Here is a 22470-nt window from a genome sequence, read left to right as displayed (position 1 = left end):
CTATTCCTGGGGCCAGTCGAGCGTTCGTGCGACCGCGTTCTGCCAGCGCTCCAGCATCCGGGTCCGCTCCGCCTCCGACGACCGCGGCTCCCAACGGCGATCCTCCTGCCACAGTTCGGACAGCTCGGGCAGGCCCGACCAGAAGCCGACCGCCAGCCCGGCAGCGAACGCGGCTCCGAGCGCCGTCGTCTCGGAGATCGCGGGGCGAACGACGGGGATGCCGAGCGCATCGGACTGCATCTGCATGAGGGTGTCGTTCGCGACCATGCCGCCGTCGACGCGCAGCTCGGTGATCGGAGCGTCGGTGTCCGTGGCGGCCGCATCGACGACCTCGCGCGTCTGCATGGCAACGGACTCGAGCGCGGCACGAGCGATGTGACGGCGGTCGGAGAAGCGGGTGAGGCCCATGATCGCGCCGCGGGCATCCGGGCGCCAGTGGGGCGCGAAGAGGCCCGAGAACGCCGGGACGATGATGACGCCGCCCGCGTCGTCGACGGCCAGTGCGAGGTCTTCCACCTCGCTCGCCGACGAGATGATGCCCAGGTTGTCGCGTAGCCACTGCACGAGGGACCCGGTCACCGCGATGGAGCCCTCGAGCGCGTAGGCGGTCTCGCCGGATCCGAGCCGGTAGGCCACGGTCGTGAGAAGCCCGTTGCGGGAGATGACGGGGGTGTCTCCCGTGTTGATCACCAGGAAGTTGCCCGTGCCGTAGGTGTTCTTGCTGTCGCCGCGAGCGAAGGCGGCCTGCCCGAACGTCGCCGCCTGCTGGTCGCCCATGATTCCGGCGATGGGTACCTCGCGCAGCAGGCTGGACGATTCGACGGTGCCGTAGATCTCCGACGACGAGCGCACCTCGGGCAGGATCGACGCGGGGATGTCGAAGGCGCTGAGCAGCTCGGGGTGCCAGTCGAGCGTCTCCAGGTCGAGCAGCAGGGTACGGCTCGCATTCGTGACATCGGTGGCGTGCACGCCGCCCTCGGGACCACCCGTGAGGTTCCACAGCAGCCAGGTGTCGGGGGTGCCGAACGCGAGGTGCCCCTCGTGCGCGAGCTCACGCGCGTCGGGGACGTTCTCGAGCACCCAGGCGATCTTCGTCGCGGAGAAGTACGCGGCGAGGGGCAAGCCCGTCCGAGCCCGGAATCGGTCGACGCCCCCGTCCGCGGCCAGCCGATCGACGATCTCCTGCGTGCGGGTGTCCTGCCAGACGATGGCGTTGTGGACGGGTGTGCCGGTGCGCCGATCCCAGAGGATGGCGGTCTCGCGCTGGTTGGTGATGCCGACGGCGGCGATGTCGTGGCGGGTGATGTCGGCGCGGGCGAGCGCGACGCCGATCACCTCTTGGGTGTTGTGCCAGATCTCCAGGGCGTCGTGTTCGACCCATCCGGCCCGGGGGAAGATCTGCCGGTGTTCCAGCTGGCCGACCGACACACGGCCGCCCGCGTGGTCGAAGACGATCGCGCGGGTGCTCGTCGTGCCCTGGTCCAGGGCGAGGATGTATGTCATCGACGTGTACTCCTTCGTCGTCGGAACCCGTCAGTGGGCCGGGACCAGATTACGGAGGCGTGCACGCCTTCTGCCAGCCGATGCACGAACGTGCGCCGAGGTGCGATCACGATGCCGCGAGCTTGCGGGCGGCAGCCTCGTCGATCACGAGATCGGTGATGAGGCGGGCGGCCAGCGCGCCCCGCAGGCTCGGCACCTTCTGCTCACCCGCGACGACGCACATGCGGCGGGCGACGCGCCGCAGCTCGTCGAAGGCCGGGCCCGTAGCTCGGCGGTTGAGCGCGACATCCGTCCAGCTCCCGTCGGCGCGGTAGAAGACGGTCGCGACATCGCCGACGATCTCGTCTTCGGTCAGGCTCGCGAAGTCGGCCTCGTCCAGGTACCCGCCGATGTATACCTGGCTCGGAACTCCCGCGAAGGGTGAGCCGAGACCGAACAACGCCAGGTCCATTCGGGACTGGATGTCGAGGACGCGACGGGTGCTGCGCTCGCGCCAGAGCGCCGACCGGGTCTCGGGGTCGTCGAAGAACGCGGGAACGGGGAACTGCTGAACCTTCGCGCCATAAGCATCACCGAAACGGCGCAGGATCTCGCTCGTGTAGTCGATCCCGGTCGTGAGGTAGCTTCCGGCACCGTTCATCTGGACGACGGTGACATTGTGCGTGTCCTTGGGGACCAGGTGCCTGCTGATCGCGCTGACGGTGGAGCCCCACGCGACCCCCAACGTCATGTTCGAGTCGACGAATCGGGCCAGTAGGCGTGCCGCGGTGAGAGCGACGCGGTCGAGTCGGTCGACGTCGCTGATGTTCTGGGGACAGGGGACGACGTGGACGGCGATCCCGTAGCGCGCCTCGAGATCGCGCTCGAGCTCGGTCGCGGCGTCGAAGGGCGAGCGGATCTGGATGTCGACGAGTCCGCTGGAGCGCGCATGGCTGAGCAACCGCGACACGGTCGAGCGCGAGGTGTGCAGGTCGCTGGCGATCGCCTCCATCGTGAGGTCCTGCACGTAGTACATCTGAGCGGCGCGCAGAGCCGCGCGAGCGCGTTCGTCGTCACGATCTCCATCGACCATGCCTGATCCCTCCCGCCGTGAGTTGCGTCCCATCCTGGCATTCGGGGCGGCGCGACGTACTGGCTCCCCTGCCGGGGAAGAAGCCCGATGTGCATCTGTGCGATATCGAAGGCGAATCGTGCAGGGCGTGCTCTGTTCGTTTCAGGTCCGAAGCGAATCCGCGACCGTGCGCAGGGCGCTCGCCGAGCTGCGGAGCAGACCGAGCTCGCTGTCCGAGAAGACCGTCTCGCGGATCGGAACCGCGCCGTGGGAGCTCACGATCGAGGGCACGGAGAGGGCGACCCCGTCGATGCCGTGGAAGTCATGGAGCACCGTGCTGACCGGCATGACGGCATGCTCATCCCGGAGGATCGCCTCGACGATCCGCGCGCTGGAGAGCCCGATCGCGTAGTTGGTCGCGCCCTTTCCGAGGATGACCTTGTATGCGGCATCCCGCACATCCACGGCGATCGCGTCGAGCTCGTCCTGAGACATCCGCGGGTGTCCGGGCGCGACCCAGTCGAGGATCGGCACCGCACCGATCGTGGCCTTGGACCAGAGGGGGAACTCCGTGTCACCGTGCTCGCCGACGATGTACGCGTGCACGCTCGACGTCGAGACCCCGGCGCGCTCGGCGAGCTTCCAGCGCAGACGCGACGTGTCGAGCACGGTTCCCGAGGCGAAGATGCGCTCGGGCGGCAGCGCCGTAGCCTCTTGTGCGAGGACCGTCAGGACGTCGCACGGGTTGGTCACGATCACGTAGATGGCATCGGGAGCAACCGCGAGCAGGTCCGGCATCATCGAGCGGAGGATGCCCGCATTGACCTCGGCAAGCTCGATGCGCGACTGCCCGGGCTTCTGTTTGGCGCCGGCTGTGATCACCACGACGTGCGATCCCGCGGCGACCGAGATGTCACTGCCGCCCGTGATGTCGCTCGCGCCCGTGAATTGCGTGCCGTGGGCGAGATCGAGCACCTCGGCCTCGACTTTCGTGGCGGCGATGTCGTACAGGGCGACGTGCCGTGCGGATCCCCGGATCAGTGCCGCGTAGGCGACGCTGGCACCGACACTTCCGGCGCCCACCACGGTGAGTTTCGCGTTCTCGATTGCGCTCATGCGGCCAGTCTCGCAGGGGGCCGACCGGAAGGGCAGAGAGCGGCGCCAGAACTAACGATCGTTCTCGCTCGCCGACCGCGGTTCGGCCTTCGCCATCGCGGCGCGCGGCGGATTGCGGATGCCGGCGAAAGAGACGAGCCCGCCGACCGCCATGAGGGCCGCCGTGACGATCGCGGCGCGGTGGAAGCCGTCGAGGTCGAGCGATCCGCCGACGATCGTCGCGAGCAGAGCGATCACGATCAACCCGGCGACGCGCGAGACGGCGTTGTTGACGGCGGAGGCGATGCCCGAGCGTTCCGTGTCGATCGACCCGAGGATCGCGGATGTCAGAGGCGCCACGGTGAGCGAGATGCCGAGGCCGAATACCAGGATGCCCGGCAGAACCTGCGTCCAGTACGAGAAGTCGTCGCGGACGGTCAGCAGCAGGAGCGCCCCCGCCGCCATCACGAGCGGCCCGGCGGTCATGAACAACCGCGGGCCGAAACGTCCCGAGAGAGCGCCGACGCGCGAGCTGAGCAGGATGAGCAGGACCGTGCCGGGCAGACTCGCGAGCCCCGCGAGCGTCGCGCTCAGGCCGGCGCCCTGCTGCAGGTACACCCCGACGACGAAGCCGTTGAGGCTCAGTGCGCCGTAGACGAAGGCGGTCGCGACGTTGCCCGTCCAGAAGTTGCGGACGCGGAAGAGGCCGAGGGGGAGGATCGGCGTGGTCGCCGTGCGCTGACGGAACAGGAACGCGACGAACATGGCGAGCCCGGCGATGCCGGGGATGAGGATGATGGGCGAGCCCCAGCCCAGGTTCGGTTGTTCGATGAGTGCGAAGACGAAACCGCCGAGCCCGAGCGTGCAGAGCGCCGCGCCGAGCCAATCGATCGAGGCATCCGGTCGTCGCACGTCGCGGTGCGTCAGGCGTGTCAGCAGCCACAGCGTGACCGCGATCGGCAGGACGTTGATCAGGAACACCAGGCGCCAGGAAAGCAGGTCGACGAAGAGGCCGCCGATGACGGGTCCGGCGAGCATCGCGCAAGTGGTGAGGGCGGTCCAGATACCGATCGCCCGGCCCTGTGCGGCGTCGCGGAAGGTCGAGGTGATCAGGGCCAGAGAGCTGGGCACGAGGAACGCCCCGGCCGCGCCCTGGATCGCGCGGGCGACGATCAGTACGACCGGGTCGGGTGCGAGGGCGATCGCGACCGAGGCGACGCCGAAGCCGATCAGCCCGATCCGCAGCACGAGGATGCGCCCGAACGCGTCGCTCACCGACCCCGCGAGCAGGATGAGCGCGCCGAGTGTGATGAGGTACGCGTCGACGACCCACTGCTGTGTGGTGAGGCCACCCCCCAGTTCGCGGTCGATCGCGGGTAGTGCGACCGTGACGACGGTTCCGTCGAGGAACGCCACGAACGACGCGAGCACCGCGACCGCCAGGACCAGGCGCTGCTGTGTCGTCATCGTGGGGGCCATGGGGCCAACCTAGCCCGCGACCAGGGGGTGCGGGTCCGCATTGAGCCGCGATGCGTGACGGGACCAACGACCCTGTGTGGCCGCGCGGATTGCCGCTGGACTGACCTCGAGAAGAGGAGACATCATGACCAACAGCACGGCACGCTTCGAGGGTCGCACCGTCATCGTCACGGGGGGAGGAGCCGGAATCGGCCGCGCTACGGTCGAGAGGCTCGCACGCGAGGGCGGGCGGGTCGTCGCGGTGGACATCTCGCCCGACCGCCTGGAATTGCTGACCGCCGAGGTCGGCGGAGACGTCGTCACCGTCGCGGGCGACCTGACGGACGAAGAGACGGTGCGCCGAGTGGTGGAGGTGGCGGGCGACCGCATCGACGGGCTCGCGAACGTCGCGGGGATCATGGACGGATTCGAGCCGACCGCGGAGATCGCGGACGAGACCTGGGAGCGGGTCATGGCCGTAAACGTGACCGCGATGATGCGCCTGACCCGTGCGGTGCTGCCGAGGATGCTCGAGGCAAGTGCGGGCAGTATCGTCAACGTCGGATCCGAGGCTGGCCAGCGGGGTTCGGCCGCGGGAACGCCCTATACGACGTCGAAGCATGCGGTGAACGGCTTCTCCCAGAGCACCGCGTTCTACTACTCCCCGAAGGGAATCCGCTGCAACGTCGTCGCCCCCGGACCCGTCGCGACGAGCATCGAGGCCCCGTTCCGCTCCGAGTGGGCAGCACAGCGAATCGGGCCGTTGCTGCAGACGAACATACCCGCAGTCGCGCAGCCCGAGCAGTTGGCCGCGGCGATCACCTGGCTGCTCAGCGACGACGCTTCCAACGTCTCCGGCGCCATCCTCGCGGTCGACGGCGGTTGGGCGGCGGTGTGACACGCGCACGTAGCCGGGAACGACGGTCCTCGTCGTTTGCGATTGGCGGCGCGACACGTGGGCACGTAAGCTATTCCGCGGTGACGTGTCCGAGCGGCCGAAGGTGCAACTCTCGAAAAGTTGTGTAGGGTAACCCCCTACCGTGGGTTCAAATCCCACCGTCACCGCCATCGTCGAAGCCCCGCGAACCCTTGGAAACACTGGGATCGCGGGGCTTCTGTCTTTCACGAATTCGGCTTGTGGGAAAGATTTGGGAAAGAACGTGCTTCCCAGCGGCCTATTCGGAGCGTTCCGGGCGCCCGGAACGACGCGCGAGAACAGCTCGAGGTGTCGTTTAGCGGGCAGGGTTGTAGCTGCCTGGAGCGATTCCGGGCGGGATGTACGGGCCTGTTGCGTGCGGGTCGCTCGGCGAGGTTCTCGGCGACTCATGAAGAGTGACAGTGCGTGCGTCGCGTGCGCGGCTGAGTGCGTGTGCGACGAGGTCGAGGTCGTCGTCGAAGAGGTCGGCGTAGGTGTCGAGGGTCATCGCGGCGGAGGCGTGTCCGAGCATGCGCTGGACGGCTTTCACGTTCGCTCCGGCGCTGATAGCAAGGCTGGCTGCGGTGTGGCGCAGGTCGTGCGGTGTGACATGAGGGAAGGTGGGGTCGATCGCACCAGCGCGGCGGACCGCCCCAGCGAACCATCCGTCCTGCGAGTTCGGCAACAGCATGTGGGATGCGCCATCGCCGAGCAGGAGATCGCTTTGAGACTTGCCGATCATCTTGGCGTGAAGCATTGGCTCGATGAACTCGGGGTAGGGCACTGATCGGGTGACGTGTGATTTGGGAGTACCTGTATGGATCGTGCCATTGACCATCACGGCATTCTCTTGCACCTGCACGCGGCCACGGCTGATGTCGACATCTCTTACCCGCAGACCCGTCGCTTCTCCCCACCGCAGGCCGGTATAGGCGAGGAAGTAGATGACCTCCGGGTACAACGACTGGCGGGCGAGAAGGTCCACCTGCGTGTGAGTCAGGTAAACCCGCCGCTTCGCGCGCTTCTTCGGTAACCGGATGCCGCGCGCGGGGTTCTCGGGAATGCGCCGATCGCGCACGGCGATGTCGAGGATCGAGGAGAGGATGCCGTACGCCCTGATGACGGTGGTCGCGCCCCGCTTGCCGGCGAGCGTGGTGACCCACGACCGCACATCGCTGTAGCGCACGGCACCGATCTGCACCCGGCCCCAGCGCGGTTGCACGTGGACCCGCCACACGGACTGGAGTGGGTGGTAGGAGGAAGGCTTCAGTACCGCGGCCTGGTCCTGCAGCCAGGTTGTGCCGAGCTCGTCGATCGTGATCTTGCCGTCGACCGGATCGATAAATTGGCTGCTTGAGATCGATACGGTGACAGTTGCGAGGAACTCTTCGGCGTCGAACTTGGTACGGAAGCCGCGCTTGTTGCCTTGGCGGCCATCGGGCTTCTTGAAGCGGACGAGATACCGCTTGCCTTCTTTCGTCTTGTAAGGGTGGACGCTACCCATCCGCCTGTCGGCCGGGCGTGTAGCTCATTCCTTCGAGGCGTCCTGCGGCGCGGGCTTTGTAGATCCAGTCCGCGGCGGTGCGGTGGGGGACGCCGAGTTCGACTTGGACGGCTTTGACGGGGGGTAGTCCGGCGAGGGCTGCGGTGCCGTAGAGGATTTCGATGACGTCCAGGCGTTCGGCTTTCATGCCGCGCTTGACGACTGCTTCGGCCATCCATTCTGGGATGACTCGTCCGTCGCTTGCGGTGAGATCCGCGACGGTGATCCACGCCCCATCATCCGAATCGGACAGTTGCAGGGCGATGCAGTGCGGGATCGCGGCTTGCAGGATTGCCTGCGTTACCACGCGGCGTAGTGCGGTTTCGTCGAAGTCGTCTCCGACGGCCCGGTTGACGACGGTGGTCATCACGTATCGGCCGGCGTCGGGGACGTATTTCGCTTCGATCGCGGTTTCGATTCCGGTGTCCTGGTTCACGGCTGTGGCGATGAATTGGGGGGCTATGCGCAGCGCGGACCCGACGGGCAGTGTCGCTGCCAGGGCGGTCATGGTGTCGCCGTTGGGTGTCTTCACGTCGACCTTCACCTCCTTAGTTTGCCTTACCGCGCTACGGATTCACGAGAACCCCTTGACTAAGTGAATATCTAAGTACAACACTCTTGTCAATCCCACTGTTGGAAATGCAGGAGAGGTTGAGAGATGGCAATGACAGCGGACCGGCCCACGATCGGGCTTCCCGAGGTGTACCTCACGCCCGCGCAGGTCGCAGAGCAGCTCCCCGGTGTGACGGAGAACGCGCTCGCGATCTGGCGGCACCGACGGCAGGGTCCACCGTTCTGCCGTCTCGGCCGCACTGTCGTCTACCCGCTGGAGCCGCTGACGTCGTGGGTGGCCAGCCACACATTCCCCGGAGGCTCTCGTGGACGCTAACCAGTCCCTGCGCATCGTTGCGGTCGTGAACCAGAAGGGCGGGGTGGGGAAGTCGACTATCGCCATTCAACTCGCGGCGACCCTGTCCCGGCGGTGTCGGGTGTTGGTGGTGGATGTGGACCCGCAGCAGTCCAGCGTCTGGTGGGCAGGCAATGCCCGCGCCGGGCTGCCGTTCGATTTCGCGGGCAGGCAGCATCCGAACGTCCTCGTTCGGCTGCGTGAGCTGCACGCGACGTACGGCGTCGTCTTGGTCGACACCCCCAGGATGCTGGAGGACACCAAGCCGGTGGAGACGGTCCTGGATGCGGCAGACTTCGCCATCGTCCCGCTCACGCCGGAGCCGCTCGCGGTCGAACCGACCATTCGGACGATCACGACGCTGATCGAACCGCGGCATGTTCGGCACGCCGTGGTGTTGAACCGGATCGATCCGCGCATCCCCACCCAACTGTCCACATGGCAGGCTCTCCTGGACTTCACGTGGGGCATCCCCCGTTTCGACACCCACCTGCGGCAATACAAAACCCACGCCGACGCACCCGTACTCGGACAGGTCGTGACAACGCTTCGCGACAACCGGTCCACCGCGGGCGTCATCGCGGACGTCACCCGACTCGGCCACGAACTGTCCGGGATGCTCGAGCCCGCACCCGTGGGGAGCTGGTGAGTGCCATGCCGCGCATCGACCTCGCCGCGACCCTCACCGACACCCGAACCTGGGCACACGCGGAGGACACGGATCCGTCGGTGCCGATGTTCGCGCGGCTGACCCGCAAGGAAGCACGCGTGCGGGAAGACCAGTACGCCGCGCTCTCCGCCCTCGCGCGAACGCTGATGCGCCGCCGGACAGTGCGGGCAGAACGGATCACGGAGAACACCCTCATCCGTGTCGCGATCGATTTGCTCCTCACCCACCAGCACCTCCTGACCGGGTCCACTGAGGAAGCTCTCCGACGCTCCGTTACCACCGGACTCACGGACTCCAGCACATCCGCACACCGCGCGGGCGGGGGAGCGATAGGGGAGGTGTCGTGATGGTCACCGTCGCCGTCTACACGACGGGGCCGGCGTGCGTGCAGTGCCGGCTCACTCGCCGACGCCTCGACGAAGCGGGTATCCGCTACACGGAGATCGATCTCACCCTCGACGCCAACGCCGCGGCCCGTGACTACGTCACCGACGAACTCGGCTACAGCCAAGCACCCGTGGTCATTGTCGACGGTGAGCCCGAACATCACTGGTCCGGCTTCCGCCCCGACCGCATCGACCACCTCGCATCCCTCAACCAGCTGACGCGGAATGCACCACATGGTCCCGGCGTTGCGCTGGCCTCCGTCACCGCAGGGATGGGCATGTCATGACCGACGACGAACGACCGCGCGTACCCCGGCGGGTCCGGAGCAAGGAATCGCCTGAGTTGCAGGAGTGGAAGGACCAGCGTGAACGCGACGGCCTGCCCATCCACGGCCCCGAGTATCAGCGCGAGAAGGGCAAGTGGTATCGGGAACTCACCCGGGACAGGCGGCGGGAGTTGCAGGCGGCGTATAAGGAGCGGAACCGGGAACACGTCCGCACCTACAACCGCGAATACATGCGCGCCCAGGCGCAGCGGAGACGCGCGGAGGAGGAGAAGCATGCGAGGCGTGCGGAGCAGTCCCGGCAGTACTACGCGGCGAATAAGGACAAGTGGGTCGGATACTCCCGCGCATACGTCGCTCGACAACGGGCGGAGGACCCGGACGGGTTTCGCGAGCGGCGCCGCGCGAATAACGCGGCGGACTATCAGCGGCACCGCGAGGAACGACTTGCCGCGAAACGCGACGCACACCGTGACAACCCCGACGCCCGCCGAGCTGCCGCACGGGACTACTACGAACGGCACAAAGATGAGGTGAAAGCGAAAAGCCGCGATCGCTACCAGGCGAACAAGGAACGAGCGAAAACGGCGGCGGCGGCGTGGCGTCGGCGGGAGAAGAACCGCCAACAGGGCGGGCTGCCCACTGAGCGACTGCACGGGACCAGCAGTGCGGAACGCGCGGAGAACCGCGCCTCCGCGACCGCGTTCTTCACCACCCCGCGCACTCCGGAACAGATCGCGCGACTAAAGGAAGAATGTGCGGTCAGCACGGCGATGATCGCGGCCTGGGAACGGGACTGCCAACGGGCTCGCGCTGACGTCTACCTGGCCGGTCAACCGACGATCGGACACAAATTCGTGGACCCGACGGATAAGGAGGTGTTTCGACGGATCGCTCGTGAACGCGAGCAGGCCCGCAGGGACGCCGCACAGGCTGCGGAGGATGCCCGGCTGGATGAGATCGCTCGCAACGTCAACGACACTCTCCGCCACACACCGCGCCTCCCCAATCGCCGACCCGACGCGCTAGGCCCCCACGCCGGACCCGCAACACCGGGGAGAGGCCTCGGGCTGTGACACTGAAGACAACCAGGAAGGCATACCACCATGCTTGACCGCGCAGACGCAGAAGCCGTCATCTACCGCACCGCCGTGGCGGCATTCTCCTGGTACCCCACCAAACACCAGGAAGAACCCGGCTACAGCATCCAAGAAGACATCGACTGGTGCGTCGAGCCCCTCGGCGACCAGTTCCTCCCACACCGCCGTGGCCTGAGCGACCGGATCCGCCAACTTATCACCGACCCCACCGCCGATCGCCGCAGCTTCGTTCGAGATCTCATGGCCCTCACGACCGACTGACCGGCACGAGGAGATTCTCGCGTTCGAACGCGGCGGCCGCACGTCGAACACAACCGCCACGAACAATTCACCCACCTCCGCGAAGGAGGCGAGTGGTTCACTGCCAGCCCCGAACTCCTCGCACACACCACCGAGGTCGCCGCCAGCCGGGACCCGTGGAACACCTATCTCCGCTGGATCAGCGACGCCCCTCCACGCACTCACGTGATCGCGAACGCCGACTGGGCTTCCTGGGCGGCGAGATTGTAGCGGGCCGGGCGGTGCTCCGTTCCGGGCTTTCGCGGCATATGCTCCCTCACTGCCGCTCGGTCCGCTATTCCACGACCCGGCACTACGCACCACCCGACCCGCTAACCGCAGCCGACTATCCCAGGACACCCGCAGACCGAAGCAACCATCCGCAAACTATCGGACTCCCGAAGTTCGCAACTCCGGACCTCCCAGAGTCACTGACGGCCGAAGCGCTGGAGTTCCGAAGTCACCGGCACCTGCAGCTCCCGGCTCATCGAGACACGCCCCCGCGGTCAGGGCTGGCAGGACCGACGACCGGACCCGTCGCGTCGACTGTCTCCGTCGGCGCCAACGTCCGGCGCAGCTCGACCAGTCGGGTAGCGATGCTCCGCTCCTGGACGGAGAGCACATCGGAGCCCTCGAAGGACGGCAGCTGCGGGTTCACCTCCCGCAATGCAAGATCGTGCAACTCGACTAGAGCCTCGAGCACCTCTCGGTCCGGTCGGCGCAGCGACTGCACGAACTCAGTCACCCGGCGAAGCTCACCCAACCACTCCACCATGTCCATCGTCGAGGGCGGCGCGGACTGCGCCTCGACGAGCGCTTCAACACCGCTGCCGCCCTGGTCAGGTACCCTCGTCTCGCTGTCGAAGACAGCGCGACCGCGACGGTCGAGCACCACGAGCCCACTCTTGGAGGCGTCGGTCTCGACTGCAGCGACGAGCGCCCGTGTCGAATCGAAGCCTGCCTGGTGGTCACGCGCGTCAGTGAACTGCGACGAACGGCCAGCCCGGATACGTGAGACGTGCGTCGACGCCAACGTCAGCAGACTCTCGCGCGCTGGCACGCCGACCATGATCACGCGCGTCCGAAACCCCTGCTCCGCGAACAACCGCAGAGTCCCTGTGACGGCCTCCGGGTTCTCAAACGACCCCTCCAGTAGCACCGACCGTCGATGATCCCGCGCATACGCGATGCAGGCGCCCACCCACTGGGCCGCCGCGTCCGACAACTCAACCTCACCGTCGACAGTGCCGACGAGCTCGGTGTACCGCGGATGGAAGGCACGCAACTCATCGCCGCTCACTACGGCGAGACGATGCTGCGCTGCGGACTGGATGCGCAGAATCGCCTGCGCGCGACCTGACCCGTGCTGCCCCGACAGGATCACGAGCTCAGGCGCGATGTCCTCGAGGTCGGCGAAAACGAGCGGGCGGATGTCGCGGTCGAAGATCCGGTCGATCTCATCGGAGAGCATCAGTCACGTGCCCCGCCGTGCTTCATCGAGCTCTGACTGCAACTCGGCAATCGCGCCAGCAATCGCCTCCGCTTCGTAGCCGTCAATGGCCTGGACGAGCGAGCGCAACTCACGAACTCGTGCGGCAGCTTCTTCCGCGGGCATGCGGCCGGTCCGAGATTGCGCAAGGAGTGTCGCGATCGACTGATGGGCGACTTCGTTGAGCGCTTCGAAAGCGGGGGCATCCCGGAAACGCCACGGCGAGAAATCAACGCGCATCTGCCCTCCTTCCGGAAGGTTATCGGTTGGGCGACGGGGTTCGAAGTCAGTCACCTGCCGATGTTGCACATCCGTCGCGCTGCGTGTGGCGCTTTCGCGCGTGGCCTCGGGCCTCGCCGCACTCCAGTCCTGCGGTACTCCTCGGTCTCCATACTCCGCGTGGCGGAGGTGCTGGGAGAAGCCGGGAGCGCCGGGGGTGAGAAGAACTGAGGTGCACGCGGGGGATCCTTCAACGGGCAGTGCCGAGTGGCGTGATGCCCCGCTGGAGTCGCATCATTAAGCTCGCGGCCAGGAGCCACCCCTCTGCAGTCCCTTCGACCAGGAAATGCGCAGGCCGATGAACGACAGTCCCCCGTCCGCAGGAGAGCGCGCGGCGATCGCAGGTTACTCTGCGCAGTACGGGATAGCTGCAGAGATCGTGCGGCGCCATCTTCGCGACCTTCAATGGATTCGACTTGCAGACCCGACGGCAGGTGTGGCGGACGACTTCCAGTTCGGAACCAGCAACGCTCGCCACGCCATCCAGGTGAAGTGGGCTCTGTACCCTGACTCGTTCTCTTGGTCAGATCTCTTTGGAACTCCCAACTCCGAAACCTCCCTGTTCGGGGACCTTGCAACTGCCTGGCGACGGCTTAGGGATGAGAGGGATGGTGTCCTTCGAATCCATCTGTGCTCCAACAGATACGCATCGAGCGCAACACCGCAGGCAGGCAGTCCTCTCCAGCAGGTCACGGCGACGGGGCCGCATCACCTCGCGGCTTTTCTTGCGCGGTCGTTCCAACCGGTCCAACACTTGATCGCTTGTGGTCTTGACGATTGGTCGACCATCGAGGACCACGACCTAGTTAGAGAGTGGAGATCGGCGTGGGACCGAGTCCAAGCCGCGAGTGGGCTCTCCGACGTGGACTTTGTGGCCTATCTCGCTGCGATCGAGGTCAGGCTGGGAATTTCCGCACCCCACGAGCTTCTTGCTGATAGCGAGCAGTCGTCTGATCAACACCACATTGCACAGACGATCCAACGTCTGGTAAGCGACGCCAGGCACATCGTGCACCTAACGCGGGACGAACTACTCACGGAGCTTGGATGGTGGAACCGGCTCGCCTACCGTCATCCACACCGATTCCCGGTGCCCGAGGTTTACACCCCGAATGCTGCAGCCGTAGCGTCTCTCAGCGAAGCGCTCAAGGATCATGAGTCTGGCTATCTCGCGTTGGTGGGCGCGGCCGGAACTGGCAAGTCAACGCTTCTCGAGAGCTTCCGGGCGGACGCGGCCGTCGTCCGCTACTACGCGTTCGTGCCTGATTCCACCGGACCCATAAGCGCTCGAGGTGAGGCCCAGGCCTTTCTTCATGATCTGAACTTGGCCCTCCAAGACACCGGTCTCTACTCGCGACACTTCGGGGCCGACTTGACGGGCCAAAGATCGGTTCTTGCTTCCCTCTTGGAAGACGCTCATCGTCGTTACGAGAGAGAGGGCCGCCCAACGATCGTCATTGTTGACGGGCTTGATCACATCTCTCGCGAGCAATCTCCGACTCGATCTCTAATTGACGAGTTGCCAGCGCCCGAACTTCTCCAGTCTGGTGTCTACTTTGCACTCGGCTCGCAGTCCGTCGCGATGCTCCCTTCCAACATTCGAGACACCCTCGCGGAATCCCGACATATTGAGCTTCCAGCGCTCGCGCGCGCCGAGGTGGATTCGATCATCGACAAGAGCGGCGTGGGGGCGTGGATCACGGAGTCAGTGCGAGAAGCCCTGCACAACGAGAGTGAGGGGCATCCCCTCGCTCTCACCTATCTCCTGCAAGATCTGGCCGATGTCGAATCATCTGTGGGTAATGCAAGCGACCGCAATCTCGAAGCAACAAGCCGTTTGCGGGAATTGACGGCCTTTAGGGGCGATGTCCTTCGCCGCTACAACGGTTACCTAGAGTCGGTCGGTGGAGACGCAGCACTGATGGAACTGCTCGCCGTTGTATCGAGGGTTCGCGCGCCCGTTCGAATTGACTGGCTGGCGAGCTGGACGAGTGCTGAGCTCGCCGAGAAGTTCACTAGCAGGACGTACCCCTTCTTCGCGCGAGCAGGAGACGAGTGGCATTTCATCCACAACAGCTTTCGACTCTTTCTCATCGAGAGGACATCTGCGGTCGCTGGAGTCTTCAGCGGCGAGCGGGACCGTAGCCAGTACGCCCGGACGGCTGATATATGCGCGACAAGCTCCTCCGTCGTCTACCGAGACGAGGAGCTGAGTCATCGATACCTTGCCGGTCAGCTTCACCGTGTCGTGGAGCTCGCCACACCAGCGGCTTTGAGATCGAGACTGGTTCAACTTCGCCCGACGCGGGTCGTTCGCTCGCACGCCAACATTGCGTTGCGGGCTGCGTCAGAGCTTGGTGATCTGGCCGCGATGGTGCCGTTGTTCCTGTTCGCTGCCGAACTTGTACAGCGCGACTACATTCTTAACCCATCGACGCTAGCTGAAGCGGCGGTGGAGGTCCTGCCCCCGGGGGAGGTACGTGAGCACTTACTTCAAAGCGGCCGACTTGTAGTTGAGGACGCCGCGGCCTTCCGGGCAGCCGCGCATCTCGCGAGCGCGGGCTCCTACCTGCTTGCCGATGAGCTGCTCCGCGCTGCCGACGATCCCAGGTCTTCCCTCGGGAGACGCAGTCGTAGCGAGGGAAGCCGGACGGATACGATCACGGCGTGGACGCGGGCTCACTATCTTCTCGGGGGATTTGACCGGGTGCTCGCCGCTCTGGACGCTGTCGAAGGTCCCCGGCACGTCGACCTAGACGATCAGGATCACGAGGACGCGATCGATTCGACTCGTGTCATACGTCAGCGCGCGCTTGCCTGTTGCAGTGAGCTGGCGGCGGAAGTACGAGACAACGAGGCTCTTGAGCGCATCTCGGCCGAAGTCTCTGCCATCGGCGATCCGAACTGGATCGCCCGCATGCACGTCGTTCGTGCTCGAACTGCCGCGGAGGATGGGCTCCTGGGGGAGGTGGCCCAACATGCTCAATCCGTCGTTTCACTCGACCGGCGCTCCGTGCAACCCCCGCCGGACCCTAACCTTGGTGAAGATTCGCACGCAGCGAGGGGGTCTCACCTCATCGTTGAAGCGCTGCGTCACGCCATGCTCGAGACTTTGCTGAGATCAGGACTCGGCGACCTGAGCGAGGCGTCGATCCTCGCGGAGCGACCACTTATGCGCCGCTGGCCGGACACCTCGCTTTCTGGTCAGGGTCTCGCACCTTTTCTGCCCTACCTCGCGACAACTCGGCTGGAGCTGGTCCTCCCACATCACGATGCAGTTGCGGCGACCCCTACGCACTCCGACTTGGATCCTCGCCATGCCGGGCGTCGCCGCTTCGAGGAGGCGCTACGCGTCCTGGCACAGATTGAGACGCTCGCTTGGCCTTCTCCAACCGTGGAACCTGGGACGACTCCACCAATTTCGTCCCTTGCGGATCCGATCGTGCGCTTGCTCGAGGTACCTAGTCGCCAGACTCACGACTGGTCCAGCTGGTATTCATTCCGGGACGCAGCGCCGGAGTTATGGGAGCGACTCCTTGCTTCCGCTCTCGCGTCACCCTACGACACCGTGGAGAGCGTGATCCGGCTCTTCCAGGACGCTTGGTCATCGAGTACCCGCAGGGTCTACTGGCACCCGTCCCTTCGAACGGGAATCGTCAAATGGGTCGCAGAGCACGTTCCCGGATTGACCGATTTGACGCAGGAAATCTTGACGAGCATCGATACGGAAATCGATGGCGCTGCCTGGGATGTCCATGACCGAGTCGACACCTGGCTAACGCAATCCCGTAGCTGGGCTGCTGCAGGATTCGAGAACCGGGCGAGGGTGGCACTTCAATCAGCAGTCGAGCAAGGGTGGGGGCCAAGCCAAAACGACGAAAACGAGCAGCTCGCGCACTATGCGGAGTGGCTCGAACTGGCCTTCGAAAGCGGCGCGATCGGGGTTAATCCATTCGTGGAGGACATCTTGGATTTCGCCAGCCGAGTGGAGCGCGCATCGGCAGACGCTTCAAGCCAGGCGAAAGCGGCCGCGGAAGCAATCACCATCGCCGCCTTCCGCGCGAGCCCCGCTCTCGCATGCCAGTTGGCTACGTTCTTCTGCGATCTGGGAGTGTTCGAGGAGAGTGCCGCCATCGGGTCGATCGTGCGCGGACTCGTCGCGTCTACGGACGGAGCTGAGGTCGGTTTGTCGATCTACTGCCACATGCTCGCCCCCACATCGCAATACATCGCTCCCGCTGTGCGGGCCGACGTCACCCGGGCGGCATCACAGTCGGCTTCGAAAGCAACCTTGGCCTGGGCCGAATCGCTTCGGATCGGTTCGGAGAACGGCGCCGGAACCAGCGAGACCGATGCTGAACAGCCACCCGGACCTGATGAGCCCCAGGCGGTTCCCCCGCCTATTCCTGGGAGCCCTTCCGCGCTGCTCCGACAGATGCGCGAAGCAGATGCAGCGGACGTCAGCGGTGCGACCCTGGCAGCCTGGGAAGCGGCGCTCGCCGAATCGACTCACCTTCCGTCGCGCCCGGTAGCCGAAGCGCTTGTTGATGAGGGCCGCAGGATGGGTCTCACAGGCCCATTCATGGGCTCGGTGATCGCAATCTGCGCGGCCGCTGGCGGCGGTAAGAAGGCTACGGATGCGCTTAGCGAAGCGCTCACACGCTTGCCCATAACTGGGTGGTGGCGCCGCTACGACGGCGGGACCCGGCTCGCCCTGGTAAAGGCGGCGCTGGGCGGAAATGATCCGGAGCTTCAGCGCATCAGTCTGAACGACTTTGCCGGAGCGATCACCTCGGGCGCCTTGTCGGCAGATATCCCGATCCATGACCTCCTCCATATTCTCGGCGTCCTCGTAGGTGACCGGGCGGTGGGCGATGCCTGGGTATCGGCACGACCGAGTCTCGACATCTTCGCACCAAGCGCTACCAGACCTGCATCACTCACGGCCCCCACCGATGCAATCAGCCCCGCTGAAGCGGGGGCGAAGTGGGTGTCTGGGTTCGTTGGACACCCCACCCGAGCCATAGACTTCGGCGCGCGCAACGTGCTTGAGGCGCTGATCAACGCACGCAGCGCGTCAGCAGAACTCGCTACAGTCGACTTGCTCGCCAGCGGTGGATGGCTAGCCGAAGGCGCGCTTGCCATCCTGCTTCGCGCAGCCGCTCACGGACACCGTCTCAGCGACGCCGCGCTTGGAGAAATCGCGGTTGCCGCGCGAAACGACGACCTCATCGTCCGTGCGCTCGCGCAAGAAGTCCTAGTCACGAGTGGGGTGGATCCCCCGACTCTGCCGGTCCGCGAGCTGCCGCCGGCAATCCGGCTGTCGTTTCCGCCGCTCTCCGGGTACAAGAGCTACCTCGTCGATGCTGAAGGGGTGCCCGTGGTCGACATGACCAACCCCCTCGAAGTCGTTGCCCCGTATGAGGACCTACTTCTGAAGATCGCGGATGTATCGGGGCTCGACGAGTCTGCGGTGCTTCACTACGCCAGCGAGATCGCGCGCACCCAAACCGACCTATGGCTCGCAGGCGGGCACAGGGCGCAGGCAGAACGGCTAAAGCGCCGCGGCCAGAAGCTGATCTATCGGCCTTGGGCGCTGATGGTTGGGCGAAGAGCCGTGGGGCACGTCGCCGCCCTGCTGCACGACAGCGGCAACCTTCGCTCAGCGGGCAATCTCGCAGTCGAAATGGGCCTTCTCGACAGCATTGACTCGCCTACTCCGCGGCCGTTGAATGCATCGACGCCTCTTCCTTGGCGCGACGAGTCTGTGCGCGGATATGACACCCGCACTTGGACTGAAGAGGCGACCGCTGCCGCTGAGGCGTATGCGAGCGCCCATCGTGATGCTGAGACCTTCGTCCTTGCCGAGGTGGGTGAATGGAAGTCACTCGTGTGGAACACTCCCAGCGAGCGTCGAACCCTCGTGCCGGTGGTTGGACTCCGGTCCAAAGGCCTGCGCCTGATACGGACTGCGTCGGTGACGAGCCTGGACCTCGAGTCCCGCGCCTATGAAGAGTTCGATTCGGGCGACAAGACTCTCGTGGTCCGTTCCGAGGAGTTTCTGTCCGACCCGGAGCGCCCTCAGTGGATCGCAATCAACCCGTCCTTCGCTCGCCGGCTCGGGTGGAGACCGTCGATGGACGTGCCGTTTGAGTGGCTGGGGGAGGACGGGACATGGAGGGCGAGAACTGTCTTTCGCGTGCGTGGGGATCTCGGCTTCGCCCCGCCCGAGGACGACTACGCGGGAAGTGTCTGGCAGGTCGAACTGAGCGAGGCTGGCGAGCGCGACTTGCGATCAGTCGAACCGACGTTCAGCAGACTGTTGCGGGTGAAGCGGCGCGTCAAGCGTGACGACGGCGAAGATTCAGCAACGGCGCAGGTGGAGCTCCCGGAAACCGGTCCAATCAGATGACGGCTGCCGTTACGTCAGTCCACGGGCACTGCGTTTCTGGACATGTCCGACCAGATCGCGCGCTGCATCTCACTGACCGCGGGCATCGGGCCCTCGCCGCAGCCCGTGAAAAGGGCGACGCATCAGAAGTTCGGCGACCGCGAGTTCAGCGGAACGGACGCCTCCTCTTGACCGTCACATGTGCGGGGGTGCGTCCGGCGAGAACGGGTCGTAATCCATCTGATGGATTGGCTCGAACCCGGTCCGCTCCCAATGGATCCCAGCGGTGTCACGGAACCTGAGCACGGGAACCCAGCGGAGGGCGACCAGTTCCGGATCGGTCTCCTGAAGGTTGGTGCCCGGGAGCAGGGGGACGACCACGAACACCTTCTGCTCCTTGGCGGGAAGGATGACTTCCGTCGGGACACCTACGGGCGTCTTCTCGCCCCTGTGAACGTCGGTCGCGAACAGCTGGACGGGTCCCACTATCTCGTCGCTGCTATTGTGCACGACGAACTCGAGCTGCAGCGCGTTCGCGGTGTACTGCCAGGCGCCCGCGGGCGGCTTCCCGCGGTACTCCGGTGCTGTGCTCGGCTCCCGAAGGTCCGAGCTGTAGATGATGTTGGTCTCCGACGGCGCCGGTTGCTTCGCGTACTGGTACCTCGGCACACCTGTGGTTGTGTACACCTTCCGCGCCTGGGCTTCGATGCGGACCTTCGCGTCCGACAGGAACGCATCGACAGCAATCTCGGCGGAGTCCTTCGCGCTCTGGGCGGCATCCCTCGTGCTCTTTGCGGAGCTGGCCGCGTAGAAACCCGCAACGACGGCAGCGGCGAGCGCCAGGGCAGCGATGAACGCGGTCACCCACTCCGCCCACGAGCCAGCGGTGACGTCTTTAGTCGCGTGACACCAGAGCGCGTAGATGAAACAGAAGCAATCCACCTGGTCAGCATGGCAGAGCCGCCCGCGCACGAAAGTACACAGAGGGCTCTGCGGCCTTGACAGATGACCCCTCAGCAGCGCTCACCCGCCGCAACTCGTTCCGGCCGTACGCGAAACAGGGTCGCCTTGCGCGCGGCGCAGCACGTCCGCGAGCACATACGCGCTCAATGCGGACTTTGCAACGGTCTCGGCGCTCAGTCCCCAATGCCTTACCGTGACTTCATGCTCCACTCGACCCGGCAAGGCTCCGGCAAGCCACTGCTGTTGGTCCATGGGCTCGGTTCCAGCATCGGCAACTGGGACCCGGTAGTCCCGGCCCTGGCCGCTGAACGCGAGGTGATTGCCGTCGACCTCCCCGGTTGCGGCGAATCTCCGCCGCTGGCCGGGGAAACGACGATCGCTACGCTGACCGGTGCCGTCGAAGCCTTCATCCGCGACGCGGAACTGGGCGACATCGATGTGGTCGGCAGCTCCATGGGCGCCCGTATCGCCATGGAGATGGCACGTCGAGGGCACGCCGGCACGACTGTCGCGCTGGACCCCGGTGGATTCTGGAACGACCGCCAGGCAGCGATTTTCGGCGCGAGTGTCAAGGCGTCGGTCGCGCTGGTGCGCCGCATCCAACCAGCGCTCCCCTTCCTCACCGGCAATCCTGTTGGCCGCACTGCCCTGCTGTTGCAGTTCTCTGCCCATCCCTGGAAGCTGCCGCAGGATCTGGTCCTGCACGAGCTCCGCGGCTTCAAGACCTCGACCAGCCTGGACCCGGCCCTCAAGGCGCTGGTTCACGGGCCTCGCCAAAAGGGAGCGCCGGCCGGTTCCCTCAAGGGCAAAATGGTCATCGGTTGGGGGCGGAAGGACAGGGTTACCGTTCCCAGCGAGGCAACGCGGGCAACGGAGCTGTTCCCAGATGCCACGCTGCACTGGTTCGAAAACTGCGGACACTTCCCGCACTGGGACCGGCCAACGGAAGCGACACGCCTGATCCTCAAAAGCACCGCTTGAACTGCCACTCCGCGTCGGGGCGAAGCCTGTTTGCGGCGGTCGTCACATTGCGTCTGCAGGATGATCGCCCTCCGCGGCTGTTCGAACCTATCGGCTGAAACAGGATCGGAGTCAGCGGCCCAACGCCCGGTGGGGCGAGCTGAGGGTTCAGTCGGCGCGATCGAGCGTCCTCGTGCGGCCTAACGAGCGAGTTGCGCGGCGGGATCTTCTAGCTGGCCGCGGCTGAGTCGGATTGGACATCCGACTCAGATGACCGCGGCCGAGGGGGCGTTAGAAGATGTGCGCTTCGCAGCCCGTGAGGAACTTCTCCCGGCGATGCTGAAGCTCGCGATAGACGGTGGCGCGCGAGACGCTGAACAGTTCCGCGATCTCGGTCTGGGTGTACTCGCCTCGGTCGTGCACCTCGAACAGCAACGCTCTCTGCGTCTTCGACAGCTTCGGCTGCTTGCCCTTCAGTCTTCCTTTGGCACGGGCGACCGCCATCCCTTCCCGCGTGCGCATGCTGATGAGATCTCGCTCGAACTCCGCAACCATGGCGAGCACGTTGAACAACAGTCGCCCGACGGGATCGGTCGGGTCGTAACGGCTCCCGCCGAGACTGAGCGCGACGCCCTTGCCCGTGAGTTCATCCGCAATCTCGCGAGCGTCCCGCAGCGACCGGGCGAGGCGGTCAAGCTTCGTCACGACGAGCGTGTCGCCGCTTCGCACCGCAGCGAGCGCCTCCCGCAAGCCCGGCCGGGCGCGATTCGCGCCGGTCATGCCGTGGTCGACGTAGATGTGCTCATCGTGAACGCCCAAACGCAGTAGTGCGTCGCGTTGAGCGGTGAGGTCTTGATCCGTAGTCGAGACCCTGGCGTATCCAATCTGTATTCCATCCATTGCCCAAGCGTCGCCCTCCGTGGTCCACGCCACACGATTCGGATCCTTCGCCGGGCACCTCGACCCCGTTACGGCGGTCGTAGTTCGTGTAGGGAGCCGAGGCGTGCAGCTGAACAGGGCTCTTGCCTGCAAGGTCACCGGTGTGCGACTCATCCGTAGCGCCTGCCGTTGCGGTGACGATATGTCGAGTGTCAAGTGAGCGCCGCCTCGGTCGCGTGAACGGTCGTCTTCCCAGCGTCAAACGACAGGCTGCCCGCGACCGGGTCACCGACGGCTACCGCGCGACCGGCAAAGCG

The 22470-nt window shown here is 65.5% G+C and carries 19 protein-coding genes and 1 tRNA gene; 10 read left to right on the top strand and 10 right to left on the bottom strand.

The window, feature by feature from the left end:
* The 4 genes from glpK to CGU35_RS14495 all read right to left on the bottom strand — a co-directional run bounded on the left by glpK (position 1) and on the right by CGU35_RS14495 (position 5128).
* On the bottom strand, positions 1-1503 hold the full coding sequence (gene glpK / locus CGU35_RS14510) for a glycerol kinase GlpK (protein ID WP_100812249.1): 1503 nt from the start codon (positions 1501-1503) through the stop codon (positions 1-3).
* A gap of 106 nt (positions 1504-1609) precedes the next feature.
* A complete protein-coding gene (locus tag CGU35_RS14505) occupies positions 1610-2575 on the bottom strand; it encodes a sugar-binding transcriptional regulator (RefSeq protein ID WP_100812248.1) in 966 nt (321 codons plus the stop codon).
* 141 nt (positions 2576-2716) lie between these two features.
* On the bottom strand, positions 2717-3670 hold the full coding sequence (locus CGU35_RS14500) for an L-lactate dehydrogenase (RefSeq protein WP_100812247.1): 954 nt from the start codon (positions 3668-3670) through the stop codon (positions 2717-2719).
* A gap of 51 nt (positions 3671-3721) precedes the next feature.
* On the bottom strand, positions 3722-5128 hold the full coding sequence (locus CGU35_RS14495) for an MFS transporter (RefSeq protein WP_100812246.1): 1407 nt from the start codon (positions 5126-5128) through the stop codon (positions 3722-3724).
* Positions 5129-5252: 124 nt separating this feature from the next.
* Here CGU35_RS14495 and CGU35_RS14490 point away from each other — a divergent pair, with 124 nt between their 5' ends.
* Together CGU35_RS14490 and CGU35_RS14485 are read left to right on the top strand one after the other, a co-directional pair.
* Entirely contained in the window at positions 5253-6005 is a 753-nt protein-coding gene (locus CGU35_RS14490; RefSeq protein ID WP_100812245.1) for an SDR family NAD(P)-dependent oxidoreductase, read from the top strand.
* Between the two features lie 79 nt (positions 6006-6084).
* Positions 6085-6175 (top strand) — tRNA-Ser (locus CGU35_RS14485).
* Between the two features lie 164 nt (positions 6176-6339).
* Here the strand turns inward: CGU35_RS14485 and CGU35_RS14480 are convergent.
* Together CGU35_RS14480 and CGU35_RS14475 are read right to left on the bottom strand one after the other, a co-directional pair.
* The gene (locus CGU35_RS14480; RefSeq protein WP_100812244.1) at positions 6340-7527 is read right to left on the bottom strand and encodes a site-specific integrase; all 1188 of its coding nucleotides are present in this window, start codon (positions 7525-7527) and stop codon (positions 6340-6342) included.
* Entirely contained in the window at positions 7520-8110 is a 591-nt protein-coding gene (locus tag CGU35_RS14475; protein ID WP_232711328.1) for a hypothetical protein, read from the bottom strand. The genes CGU35_RS14480 and CGU35_RS14475 overlap by 8 nt, the downstream gene beginning before the upstream one ends.
* Positions 8111-8224: 114 nt before the next feature.
* On the opposite strand from CGU35_RS14475, the gene CGU35_RS14470 reads away from it, so the two are divergent.
* The 6 genes from CGU35_RS14470 to CGU35_RS14445 are packed head-to-tail and all read left to right on the top strand — an operon-like array spanning position 8225 to position 11174.
* Positions 8225-8455, top strand: a complete 231-nt coding sequence (locus CGU35_RS14470; RefSeq protein ID WP_100813982.1) for a DNA-binding protein — start codon at positions 8225-8227, stop codon at positions 8453-8455.
* Positions 8445-9122 (top strand): ParA family protein, encoded by a 678-nt coding sequence (locus CGU35_RS14465; protein ID WP_100812242.1) that lies wholly within the window; start codon positions 8445-8447, stop codon positions 9120-9122. Before CGU35_RS14470 ends, CGU35_RS14465 begins: the two co-directional genes overlap by 11 nt.
* Positions 9119-9490: a hypothetical protein gene (locus CGU35_RS14460; RefSeq protein WP_198517743.1), complete on the top strand. Its 372-nt coding sequence runs from the start codon at positions 9119-9121 to the stop codon at positions 9488-9490. Before CGU35_RS14465 ends, CGU35_RS14460 begins: the two co-directional genes overlap by 4 nt.
* Positions 9490-9816 (top strand): glutaredoxin family protein, encoded by a 327-nt coding sequence (locus tag CGU35_RS14455; RefSeq protein ID WP_100812241.1) that lies wholly within the window; start codon positions 9490-9492, stop codon positions 9814-9816. Before CGU35_RS14460 ends, CGU35_RS14455 begins: the two co-directional genes overlap by 1 nt.
* A complete protein-coding gene (locus CGU35_RS14450; protein WP_157811272.1) occupies positions 9813-10889 on the top strand; it encodes a hypothetical protein in 1077 nt (358 codons plus the stop codon). Before CGU35_RS14455 ends, CGU35_RS14450 begins: the two co-directional genes overlap by 4 nt.
* A gap of 30 nt (positions 10890-10919) precedes the next feature.
* Complete coding sequence (locus tag CGU35_RS14445) at positions 10920-11174, top strand: hypothetical protein (protein ID WP_100812239.1); 255 nt, start codon at positions 10920-10922, stop codon at positions 11172-11174.
* Between the two features lie 502 nt (positions 11175-11676).
* Here the strand turns inward: CGU35_RS14445 and CGU35_RS14440 are convergent.
* Both CGU35_RS14440 and CGU35_RS14435 read right to left on the bottom strand, forming a co-directional pair.
* Positions 11677-12663, bottom strand: coding sequence for a zeta toxin family protein (locus CGU35_RS14440; RefSeq protein ID WP_100812238.1), 987 nt, complete (start codon positions 12661-12663; stop codon positions 11677-11679).
* A gap of 3 nt (positions 12664-12666) precedes the next feature.
* The gene (locus CGU35_RS14435) at positions 12667-12975 is read right to left on the bottom strand and encodes a hypothetical protein (protein ID WP_157814001.1); all 309 of its coding nucleotides are present in this window, start codon (positions 12973-12975) and stop codon (positions 12667-12669) included.
* A gap of 283 nt (positions 12976-13258) precedes the next feature.
* On the opposite strand from CGU35_RS14435, the gene CGU35_RS14430 reads away from it, so the two are divergent.
* Entirely contained in the window at positions 13259-19372 is a 6114-nt protein-coding gene (locus CGU35_RS14430) for an ATP-binding protein (RefSeq protein WP_157811271.1), read from the top strand.
* Between the two features lie 174 nt (positions 19373-19546).
* Here the strand turns inward: CGU35_RS14430 and CGU35_RS14425 are convergent, their stop codons facing one another.
* Positions 19547-20215: a hypothetical protein gene (locus CGU35_RS14425; RefSeq protein ID WP_157814000.1), complete on the bottom strand. Its 669-nt coding sequence runs from the start codon at positions 20213-20215 to the stop codon at positions 19547-19549.
* 300 nt (positions 20216-20515) lie between these two features.
* On the opposite strand from CGU35_RS14425, the gene CGU35_RS14420 reads away from it, so the two are divergent.
* Complete coding sequence (locus CGU35_RS14420) at positions 20516-21295, top strand: alpha/beta fold hydrolase (protein ID WP_100812412.1); 780 nt, start codon at positions 20516-20518, stop codon at positions 21293-21295.
* A 270-nt stretch (positions 21296-21565) separates the two neighbouring features.
* Here CGU35_RS14420 and CGU35_RS14415 read toward each other — a convergent pair whose 3' ends face one another.
* A complete protein-coding gene (locus CGU35_RS14415; protein WP_198517742.1) occupies positions 21566-22174 on the bottom strand; it encodes a recombinase family protein in 609 nt (202 codons plus the stop codon).
* Between the last annotated feature and the right edge of the window lie 296 nt (positions 22175-22470).

This window comes from Microbacterium sp. BR1, from assembly GCF_002812725.1.
GTDB lineage: Bacteria > Actinomycetota > Actinomycetes > Actinomycetales > Microbacteriaceae > Microbacterium.
The sequence above is the reverse complement of the archived record's forward strand: the minus strand, read 5'-3'. Positions and strand labels throughout refer to the sequence as shown.